Here is a 10269-nt window from a genome sequence, read left to right on the forward strand (position 1 = left end):
GCCCGGTCACGTCGGCGTCATTCCGCGACGCGCAGCCCTTTGGGAGGCGGGGCAGGGCGTATTGTGCCCTTTTCCTGCCAGATCAGTTCGGCGCTGCGCAGGCGGCGGGCGTCGCGGCGCAGGGCCCAGTCCTGTGCGGCGCGGCTGGCCCGGCCGAGCGACAGCTTCGCAAGCAGCCGCGCGATCCAGCGGATATAGGTGGTGGCCCAGACCCGGATCGCCAGCAGCGAGGGGGTGACCATGAGCGTCAGGACCGTGGCGACGCCCAGTCCGAAGACCACCGCCGTCGCCAGTTGCTTCCACCACAGCGCGGTGGGGCTGTCGATCGTGTAGCCGCCTTCGGTGAAGTTGAGCGACAGGCCGAACATCATGGGCGCAAGCCCCGCCATGGTGGTGATCGTGGTCAGCAGCACCGGGCGAATGCGCGCCTGTGCGGTGCGAATGATCGCTTCGATCCGGGGCATGTAGCGCTCGAACTCCTGATAGGTGTCAATCAGGATGATGTTGTTGTTCACCACGATTCCGGCCAGCGCCACGATGCCGGTGCCGGTCATGATGATCGAAAAGGTCTGGTCCATCACCAGCATCCCGATCAGCACGCCCGTGGTCGACAGGACGACCGCCACCAGCACGAGCACCGAATTGTAGATGCTGTTGAACTGGGCGAGCAGAATGATGAACATCAACCCCAGTGCTGCGCTGAAGGCGGAACTGAGGAATGCCTGGCTTTCGGCCTGATCCTCCTGATCGCCCGTCCATTCAGAGGTGACGCCCAGAGCGAAGGGCGTCGTCGCGAGCCATTTGTCGATCTCGGCGATGCGTTCATTGGCGTTCACCGGCAGGACGCGCAGCGCGCCCGCGTCCAGTTCGCGCTGAAGAGTGGCCGCCGCGACATCGCCGGAAAGGTGGATCGCGCGGTAACTGCCGTCCACCGTCGTGACGTCAGCGGGCATGCCGGGGTCCACCGGTTGGAGGGTCGCGACAGGTTCGGGCAAGGCGGTATCATCGCCGCTGCCCGCAGGCACCAGTTTCACGAGGCCGGGCAACACATCCGCCTTGATGTCCAGATGCCGTTTCTGATCGATCCGCGAAATTTCGGCCAGTTTCGGCACCGGCGTGCGGGTGATGAAGTTCGACAGCGGCACCAGCCCGTCGCGGGTGCGCACTTTCAGCGTATCCAGCGTGGACAGGACGCGATCATCTTCCGGCAGGCGGACGCGGATCTCGATTTCCTCGTCAGAGCTGTCCACCCGCATGGTGTCGAGCAGCAGGCCCCGCGTCACCAGTTGGACCATCGCGCCCACGGTCATCACGTCCGCCCCGTATTGACCGGCCTTTTCCACGTCCACGTCGATGCGCCAGTCGATCCCGGGCAGGGGGCGGGTATCTTCGATCAGCGTGAGGCCGGGGGTTTTTTCGAACCGGGCCCGGGCCGCTTCGGTGGCGGCGACGAGATCGGCGAAGCTGTCGGACTTCAGGCGCAGATGCACCGGCTTGCCGGAAGCGGGGCCGCGGGCCTGCGCCAGAATCTCGACCCGGATGCCGGGAATCTCCTGCAGCCGTGCTGTCAGATCCTCGATAATGACATCGCCGTCATAGGCCGGATCCTGGTATTCGCGGGCCAGCTGATAGCCGATGAAGGGCAGGGTAAAGAGCGGCTCGCTCCTGTTGGGGCGGTCTTCCCAAGGAATCGTTTCAAGCTGAATCTGCCCGATGGAATCCTTGGGGGCCTGTGCGCCGCCTGTGTTGCTGTCGAGCCCGCCCTCGCCCGCGAAGGCAAAGGCCGTCTGCACGCCGGGATGTGCCAGCACGACATCCTCGGCCTGTTGCAGCAGCGCGTCCTTTTCCTCCAACGACAGGTTGCCGCGCGCCAGCACGTAGACGATGGCCTGTTCCGGCTCCGACTCCACAAAGAATTCGACGCCCCGGTTGTTGTTGCCGAAGTAGATCATCACCGTGCCGACAAAAACGAAGACGACCCCCGTCATCACCAGCGGCATGACCGGATTGCCAGTGATCGCCGCGATCACATGCCCGAAGAAAGACCGGCGATAGCCCGCATCGATCCGTTCGCTGCTCCGCCGGAACAGACGCGATGCCAGCCAGCTACCGAAACGACCCAATCGCGTCAGCAAGGCGAAGGCCCCCAGCAGGAACAGCATCGCGCCGCCCAGAAGCAGCGTCATCAGCGCCGCTGCCGCGACCAGACTGGCGAAGACGACCGCGAAGGTCGGAATGACCGATCCAAGTACGTCCAGCCCGTCCATCGCCGCGAACCGCGCGCCCACTATCGCGAAAATGGGCCCGAAGAGCAGCGCCGGCCCCGCGATCATCGCCACCGCCACCGGAAAGAGCAGCAGATGCAGGTAAAAGGGCAGCCGGGCGATGCGCAGCATGTTGTCGGCCATCCAGCGTTCCAGCCGCCCGGTGACGCCGCCCATGACCGGCAGATAGATCAGCGCCACCACGAGGCTCGCGCTCAGCACGAAGATGAGCGTGACGGGAAGCATCCCCATGAACTCCCCCGGCACGCCGGGCCAGAACAACATGGGCAGAAAGGCACAGAGCGTCGTCGCGGTCGAAGAGATGATGGGCCAGAACATGCGCTTGGCGGAATCCACATAGGCGTGCATCGGCCCCACGCCTTCCTGCTGGCGCGCATCGGCGTATTCCACCACGACGATGGCCCCGTCGACGAGCATGCCCACCGCGAGGATCAACCCGAACATCACGATGTTGGAAATGGAGATTCCCATGAGCGCGAGAAAGGCAAAGCACAACAGGAACGAGGTGGGGATGGCGAAGCCCACCAGCAACGCGGCGCGGATACCCAAGGCCCCCAGCACCACGATCATCACCAGCGCCACCGCCGTCAGTACCGATCCAAGAAGCTGTTGCACCATGCTGTCCACGATCCGGCTCTGATCGTTGGAGGTGCCCACGGTGACCGCCGCCCGGAGGCCTTCGGGCCAGGCCGCGCTGCGGTCCTCCACGATGCGCCGCACTTCGGAGGCCGTGTCGATCAGGTTGAAGCCCTTGCGTTTGATCACCTGCAGGGCAAGCGTCTTTTCCCCATTGAAACGGGCGGTGCCCAGCCTGTCCTCGAAAGTGAGGTTGATGGTCGCAAGATCCCCCAGCGTGACCACACGGTCGCCGTTCGTCGTGACCGGCAGGTTATAGACATCCTCCGCCCCGGAGAAGGACGAGGGTATCTTGACCGCGAAGGTGCCCTGCGCGCTTTCGACCTCTCCCGCGGCGATAAGCTGGTTGTTGTTCTGCACCACCTGAATAAGCTCACCCGCGGTCACGTCATAGGCTTCGAGCCGCAGCGGGTCGATCACCACTTCGAGCATCTCGTCGCGGTTGCCTGCGATCCCGGCCTCCAGCACCGCGTCCAGTGCTTCGAGGTCGTCCTGCAGATCACGGGCAACGCGCGTCATGGTGCGTTCCGGCACGGGGCCGGTCAGGTTGACGATGATGATCGGGAATTCGGAGAAATTAATCTCCTTGATCAGATATTTCTCCGCCCCGTCGGGAAAGTTGGCTTCTGCCGTGCTCATGGCGTCGCGCACATCGGCCATGACCTTGGTCTTGTCCCAGCCAAATTCGAATTCCAGCGCCACCCCGGCGTAGTTCTCGGCGGCGGTGCCGGCCATGGATTTCAGCCCGTCCAGATCGCCCAGTTCCGTTTCCATCGGCTTGACCAGCAGCGTTTCGCTGTCCGCCGCCGAGATGCCGGGGAAGCTGACCGATACGAAGAGCGCCGGGATCTCGATGTCCGGCTCGCCTTCCTTGGGCAGGGTGGAATAGGCATAGGCCCCCACCACGAGGCTGAGCAGGATGAAGGCCAGCACCATGCGCGCCCGGCTGGCGGCCCAGTCTACGATGCCGCTCACTGGCCCACGTCCCGGCGGGTGGGGGTAACGCGCACCCCGGCGATGACGTATTCCTGCCCCAGCACGATGATGTCCGCCTCTTCCGGTAGGCCGGTGACCCAGACCCCTTCGCGGGTGTCACGGATCAGCGTGACCGGGGCGAAGGACACGACATCCTCCGCATCGACAAGGCGCAGGCCCAGCGTGCCTTCGTCGTTGAGCGTGAGGGCGGACTGGGGCACCAGATGCGCCGGGACGCCTTCGGCGGCGATGGCGATTTCGGCGGTCTGGCCGTCCCGGATCGTCAGATCGTCATTGGGTACCGCGATTTCCACGCGGAATGTGCGGGTGGTGGGATCGGCGGAGCGGGACAGGAAAGTTACCTTCCCCTCCAGCTCGCGGTCCCCCGCGGCAAGCCGGGCGCGCGCCGGGGCGCCGAGGGACACGTGATCCACCTCTGTTTCGGGAACGAAGGCCACCAGTTTCACCGGGTTGAGCTGGATGATCGTCGCACAGAGCGCACCGGGCTGCAGCAGACTGCCCAGTTCGGCGGTATCGCTTTCCAGAAGCCCGTCGAAGGGGGCGGAGATGGTGAGGCGGGCGATCTCCTTTTCCGCAGCGGCGAGGGCGGCGCTGGCGGCCTCAATCCCTGATCGCGCGGCGCTCAGCCCGGCGTCCGCCGTGCTGACCCCGGCGCGTGCCGCGGCGACGGCGGCATCGGCCCCCGCCACCCGGGTCTGGGAGGCGAAGCCGTCTTCGATCAGCCGGGTGGCCGCGTTCTGCGCGATCAACGCCTCGTCGAGCCGTGCTTTTGCTTCTTCCACCCGCGCTTCTGCCTCGGGCACGCGGGATTGTGCCTCGGCCAGCCGGGCGCGGGCTTCGGTCACGGTGTTTGCGCGCGTGCCGGGATCCAGCACGCAGAGCGCATCACCGGCCGAAACGGTCGCCCCCTTGCGCAGCGGTTCGGACACCACGGTCGCCGAGGTTTCGGCGCGGACATCGACCTGCCGGGCCGCCGTGGTCTGCCCCCGCAGCACGACCGCGCTGTCGATGGTCCGGGCGGTCGACCCCTGCACCACGACCTTCACCAGCCGGTCAGCCCCGTTCCCGGCGGTGGGGGCATTGCCTACCGTGGGAGCGCCCCCCGCTTCATTTGTGAGCTGTGCAGGCGCCGTCGCCTCCTCCGCACCCATCCCGAGGGCGGCGAGCAGGGCGGGCCGCTCGAATACGACCATGTAGAGGGCGAGCGTCACCGCAAGTGCCGCGATGATGGAAAAGACGCGCATTTCGATCCCCCACTTCCAGATCGTTCGGGGCCGAAGGCGCGGCCCCACCTGCGTTTAGCCCAGAACCCGCGCCCTGACCAGTTTTTGGCGCCCGATTCCGCCCTCGATGCGACATTTGGCGACAGGATCTGCCCGGTTTTCAGCCTCCGCGCGGGGCCGGGGCGACCCTTCGCCGTCCGCTTGCCCTTGGCTTGCCCCCGGCGGCACGCTATGACGTGCGAAATCAAGCCCCGGAGACCAAGCCGCATGAGCGATACCGACAGCTTTATCGACGAAGTGAACGACGAGGTCCGGCGCGACAAGCTGTATCGCCTGATGCGCCGCTACGGCTGGATCGCGGTGGTTGCCATCCTGCTCATCGTCGGTGGCGCGGCCTGGACCGAATACCAGAAAGCACAGGAACGCGCGAAGGCCGAAGCGCTGGGCGATGCGATGCTGGCCGCCCTGCGGGCGGACGATCCGGCCACCCGGGCCGCCGCGCTGGACAAGGTAACCACGCAGGACGGCGCTTCTGCCGCCGTGCTGGCCCTGCTGCGCGCCGCCGAACAGGCCGAGGCGGGCGAAGATGCCGCTGCCGCGCAAACGCTGGATGCAGTCGCCCTGTCGCCGGAAATCCCCGAAATTTACCGCGAGATCGCGCGGTTCAAGGCCGTGACGCTGCGCGGTGCCGAAGCCCCCGTAGAAGAGCGCCGCCAGGCGCTCGAAGCACTGGCCCAGCCCGGCGCGCCCCTGCGCCTGCTGGCGATCGAGCAACTGGCGCTGGTGGATATCGAAGAGGGCAATGCAGAAGCCGCCATCGCGCGCTATCGGTCCATCCTCGACGATGCGGAGCTCACCCCGGACTTGCAACAGCGTGCGCTACAGGTGATTGTGGCGCTGGGCGGGGAACCCGACGCCGAGGCTGTCGCGGCAGCCGATGTCGAGACCGCCGCTGAACCGACGCAATGATCCGCCCCGGAGCGGCATCCGTCACGGCACAGGCAAAGCGAGCAGGATCATGAACGATATTTCCTCCACCCGGACCGCCCCCGCCTGTCCGACCAACGGGCAGGGTGCTTCGCGCAGGGGCCTGCGCCTCATGGGCGGGACGCTGGTTGCCGCCCTGCTGCTGGGGGCATGCTCCGAAAAGGAAGTCTATCTTCCCGGCAAGCGTGAAGACATCCGCTCCGTCCTGCGGTCGGGGACGGGCCAGCCGCAGGATATCGTGGACACGGATACGCCGAACCGGGCGCAGGCCATTTCGCTTCCCCCCGCGCAGGTCAACGCAGACTGGACCCATACCATCGGCACCCCGCGTTACCGCGTGCCGCATCCGGCGCTGAGCGCGACGCCCCGCCTTGCATGGAGCGCCGATATCGGCGCAGGCGACAGCCGCAAGCTGCGCATCACCGCTGATCCGGTGGTGGCGAACGGGCGCATCTACACGCTGGACGCGGGCGCGCGGGTCACGGCCACCTCGACCTCCGGCGCGACGCTCTGGTCGCGGGATCTGACCCCGGCCACGGATGCACAGGGCCAGGCCACGGGTGGCGGGCTCGTGGTCGAGGGTGGAACGCTTTATGTGTCCTCCGGTTTCGGCATCCTCGCCGCGCTCGATGCCGCCACCGGCGCACAGCGTTGGCAGCAGGAGTTGGACGCGACAGGCTCCGGCACGCCGACAGTCTACGGCGATCTGGTCTATCTGACCGCTGGCGATGACACGGGCTGGGCGGTTGAAAAGTCCAACGGGCGCATCGCATGGCAGATCGGCGCCAGCACCGACATCAACAATGTGCTGGGTGCGCCCGCACCCGCCGTTACCGATACTTTCGCCATCTTCGGCTTCGGCTCGGGCGAGGTGAAAGGCGTGTTCCGGCAGGGTGGCGTGGGCCGCTGGGATACAGCGGTCGTGGGCAGGCGCCCGGGGCGGGCACTCGCCAGCGTGTCGGATGTGACCAGCGCGCCGGTGGTTTCGGGCAATACCGTCTATGTCGGCAATCAGTCCGGGCGGCTCGCCGCGCTGGACATCGACAGCGGCGACCGGCGCTGGACGGTCAAGGAAGGTGCGGTAGGCCCCGTGCTGCCCGTGGGCGGCAGCGTTTTTGCGATCACGGATCTGAACCGCTTGGTACGTCTCGACGCGGCGACGGGTGCGCGCATCTGGAGCGTGGCCTTGCCCTATTTCGTCAAGGACAAGCCGAAGCGGCAGTCGGAGATCCACCCCAACCACGGCCCGATCCTTGCGGGGGGGCGGCTGATCGTCGCGTCGGGTGACGGCTTCCTGCGCAGCTATGACCCGGTGAGCGGCGCGTTGACGGGCAGCGTGGCGCTGCCCGGTGGTGCCACGACGGCGCCGGTTGTCGCAGGCCGCACGCTTTACGTGGTCTCCGCCGACGGGCAACTGCACGCTTTCCGTTGACCGGCAAATGAGCTAAGGCGCAGGTTCCATCCGGCCTTCGGGCCAATCCGGAGCCTGTGCGCCATGTCCTTTACCCTCGCCATCGTCGGCCGCCCGAACGTCGGCAAATCAACCCTGTTCAACCGGCTGGTCGGCAAACGGCTGGCGCTGGTGGATGACCAGCCCGGGGTGACCCGAGATCTGCGCGAAGGTGCGGCGCGGCTGGCCGACCTGCGGTTCACGGTGATCGACACCGCCGGGCTCGAAGAGGTCACGGACGACAGCCTTCAGGGCCGGATGCGCAGGCTCACCGAACGGGCCGTCGACATGGCCGATATCTGCCTTTTCATGATCGATGCGCGGGTGGGGGTGACCCCTTCCGATCTGGTGTTTGCGGATATCCTGCGCAAGCGGTCCGCGCATGTGATCCTTGCGGCCAACAAGGCCGAAGGGGCCGCCGCCGATGCCGGCGTGATCGAGGCCTATTCCCTGGGTCTTGGCGAACCCGTGCGCCTGTCTGCGGAACATGGCGAGGGGCTCAATGACCTTTACACGCAACTCATGCCGCTGGCCGATGCCTTCGCCGAACGGGCGGAAAGCGACGCCCCTGAAACGGATGTGGACCTGACCGAGGAAGAGGCCGAAGAGACCGAGGATATGCCGGTGCCCACCGCGGCCAAGCCGCTTCAGGTCGCGGTCGTGGGGCGCCCCAACGCTGGCAAATCGACGCTGATCAACCAGATACTCGGCGAAGACCGCCTGCTGACCGGGCCGGAGGCGGGTATCACGCGCGATGCGATCTCGCTCCGGACGGACTGGCAGGGGGTGCCCATGCGCATCTTCGATACTGCCGGGATGCGCAAGAAAGCCAAGGTGCAGGAAAAGCTGGAAAAGCTCTCGGTCAGCGACGGTCTGCGCGCCGTCAAGTTCGCGGAGGTCGTCGTGGTACTGCTGGATGCCGAGATCCCGTTCGAGCAGCAGGACCTGCGTATCGCCGATCTGGCGGAGCGCGAAGGCCGCGCGGTCGTCATCGCGGTGAACAAATGGGACATCGAGGAAGACCGGCAGGGCAAGCTGAAGGCGCTGAAGGAAAGTTTCGAGCGGCTTCTGCCGCAGTTGCGCGGCGCGCCGCTGATCACCGTCAGTGCCAAGACGGGCCGGGGGCTCGACCGGCTCCATGCCGCAATCATGCGCGCCTATGAGGTCTGGAACCGCCGCGTCACCACCGCGCAGCTCAACCGTTGGCTTTCCGGCATGATGGAGGCGCATCCGCCCCCCGCGCCGCAGGGCAAGCGGATCAAGCTGCGCTACATGACGCAGGCCAAGACGCGCCCGCCCGGTTTCGTCGTGATGTGCAGCCATCCCGACAAGGTGCCGGAAAGCTACAATCGCTATCTTGTCAACGGCTTGCGGCTCGACTTTGACATGCCGGGCACGCCCATACGGCTGTGGATGCGCGGCCAGTCTGATGCGAATCCCTACAAGGGCCGCAAGAAGGCCGCGCCCTCCAAGCTGCGCAAACATACCGAAGGCCGGCGCAGCGACCGCTAGGAAGGCCGCTCAGCCGGTGCGGAAGGCGCGTAGCATGGGCACCAGCATCACGACCGCGCCGCCTGCCGCGACGGCCGCCACGATCGTATCCGCTTCGTAGGTGGCGACGATCACGGCTATCAGCGCCCATATCACGGCGAGGCCATAGGTGGGCGTTCGGCGCAGGGCGGCCTGCACGAAGGCACCGACCACGATGGCAAGCCCCAGGAAAACGATGGCCGCCATCGTGCGGTCCAACACCCCGTAGCCCGCCGCAACCACGCCCAACGACACGCAGGACGCCGCACTCAGCCAGCCTGCATAGAGCCCCACGGGTGCGGCCCCCCAGAGCGGGTCTTGTGCCGGGGCGAGGAAAAGGGCCGCCAGCGCGGTGAGCAGCATCGCCCAGATCAACACGGTGGCCCAGACCGGGCTGAGCACCGCCACGGCCAGCCAGCCGGTGCCGATGGCGAGCGAAAGGCAGAGCGGTTTTCGCATGTCATGCCACTGCGGGTCGCGCGGGGCCTTCCAGAGGCTCCATCCCGCCCCCGCGATCAGCCACGCATAGATCAGCCCCCAGATGGCAAAGGCATAGCCTGCGGGCTGTACTGCCGGGTCTTCCTGCGGAATGGGGAACTGGTCCGGGTCGAACCCGGCGAAGCCCTCCACCAGAAGGGGGGAGGCCGCAAAACTGATGCTGAGGAGGAGGGTAAGGACCGCGAGCGCGGTTCGCTGGGGATAGGTCATGGGAGGCCTTTCAAGCGGCTGGGCGCGCGGTTGGCCGCGCGCGCTGCTCTACCTTCGCGGATATGACCAGCCTTGGCAAACGCCGCGCCGCCGCAGTCGGCGCGGCGGAAAGCCCGTCAGGCCAACGCGCCGTTGGCGTCCAGTGTCAGCTTGCCGCCGAGATAGGGGGCCAGAGCCTCGGGCAGCTTGACCGACCCGTCGGCCTGCTGGCCGTTTTCCAGAACCGCGATCAGGCAGCGCCCGACCGCAAGGCCCGAGCCGTTCAGCGTATGCACGAAACGCGGCTTGCCCCCGTCGGCGGGTTTGTAGCGCGCGTTCATACGGCGGGCCTGAAAGTCCCCGGTGGTGGAGACCGAGGAAATCTCGCGGTAGCTGTTCTGGCCGGGCACCCATGCTTCGATGTCATAGGTCCGGCGTGCGCCGAACCCCATATCGCCGGTGCAGAGGATCACGG

General features: G+C 66.6%; 7 protein-coding genes. 3 read left to right on the forward strand and 4 right to left on the reverse strand.

The window, feature by feature from the left end:
• Nucleotides 1-17: 17 nt before the first annotated feature.
• The gene (locus tag A3728_RS14695; RefSeq protein ID WP_067925182.1) at nucleotides 18-3896 is read right to left on the reverse strand and encodes an efflux RND transporter permease subunit; all 3879 of its coding nucleotides are present in this window, start codon (nucleotides 3894-3896) and stop codon (nucleotides 18-20) included.
• Nucleotides 3893-5161, reverse strand: a complete 1269-nt coding sequence (locus tag A3728_RS14700; RefSeq protein WP_067925185.1) for an efflux RND transporter periplasmic adaptor subunit — start codon at nucleotides 5159-5161, stop codon at nucleotides 3893-3895. Before A3728_RS14700 ends, A3728_RS14695 begins: the two co-directional genes overlap by 4 nt.
• 246 nt (nucleotides 5162-5407) lie before the next feature.
• Between A3728_RS14700 and A3728_RS14705 the strand changes: the two genes are divergently transcribed.
• The 3 genes from A3728_RS14705 (at nucleotide 5408) to der (ending at nucleotide 9089) form a co-directional block, all read left to right on the forward strand.
• Nucleotides 5408-6109, forward strand: coding sequence for a tetratricopeptide repeat protein (locus tag A3728_RS14705; protein ID WP_067925188.1), 702 nt, complete (start codon nucleotides 5408-5410; stop codon nucleotides 6107-6109).
• Between the two features lie 130 nt (nucleotides 6110-6239).
• A complete protein-coding gene (locus A3728_RS14710; protein WP_067925208.1) occupies nucleotides 6240-7559 on the forward strand; it encodes a PQQ-like beta-propeller repeat protein in 1320 nt (439 codons plus the stop codon).
• Nucleotides 7560-7622: 63 nt separating this feature from the next.
• A complete protein-coding gene (der, locus tag A3728_RS14715) occupies nucleotides 7623-9089 on the forward strand; it encodes a ribosome biogenesis GTPase Der (RefSeq protein ID WP_067925190.1) in 1467 nt (488 codons plus the stop codon).
• Between the two features lie 9 nt (nucleotides 9090-9098).
• Here der and A3728_RS14720 read toward each other — a convergent pair whose 3' ends face one another.
• Nucleotides 9099-9815 (reverse strand): tryptophan-rich sensory protein, encoded by a 717-nt coding sequence (locus tag A3728_RS14720; protein WP_067925193.1) that lies wholly within the window; start codon nucleotides 9813-9815, stop codon nucleotides 9099-9101.
• A gap of 116 nt (nucleotides 9816-9931) precedes the next feature.
• Nucleotides 9932-10269: aminoacyl--tRNA ligase-related protein (locus tag A3728_RS14725; RefSeq protein ID WP_330220284.1), on the reverse strand; the 338-nt coding region annotated here is incomplete at its 5' end.

Origin of the sequence: Sulfitobacter sp. HI0040 (assembly GCF_001634885.1) — a bacterium.
In the GTDB taxonomy this organism is placed as follows: Bacteria; Pseudomonadota; Alphaproteobacteria; order Rhodobacterales; family Rhodobacteraceae; genus Sulfitobacter.

Excerpts from the sequence above, each read along its gene's own strand:
- A3728_RS14705 (WP_067925188.1), top strand. The coding sequence starts at position 5,408 with ATGAGCGATACCGACAGCTTTATCGACGAAGTGAACGACGAGGTCCGG.
- A3728_RS14710 (WP_067925208.1), top strand. The coding sequence starts at position 6,240 with ATGGGCGGGACGCTGGTTGCCGCCCTGCTGCTGGGGGCATGCTCCGAA.
- A3728_RS14700 (WP_067925185.1), bottom strand. The coding sequence starts at position 5,161 with ATGCGCGTCTTTTCCATCATCGCGGCACTTGCGGTGACGCTCGCCCTC.
- A3728_RS14720 (WP_067925193.1), bottom strand. The coding sequence starts at position 9,815 with ATGACCTATCCCCAGCGAACCGCGCTCGCGGTCCTTACCCTCCTCCTC.
- der (WP_067925190.1), top strand. The coding sequence starts at position 7,623 with ATGTCCTTTACCCTCGCCATCGTCGGCCGCCCGAACGTCGGCAAATCA.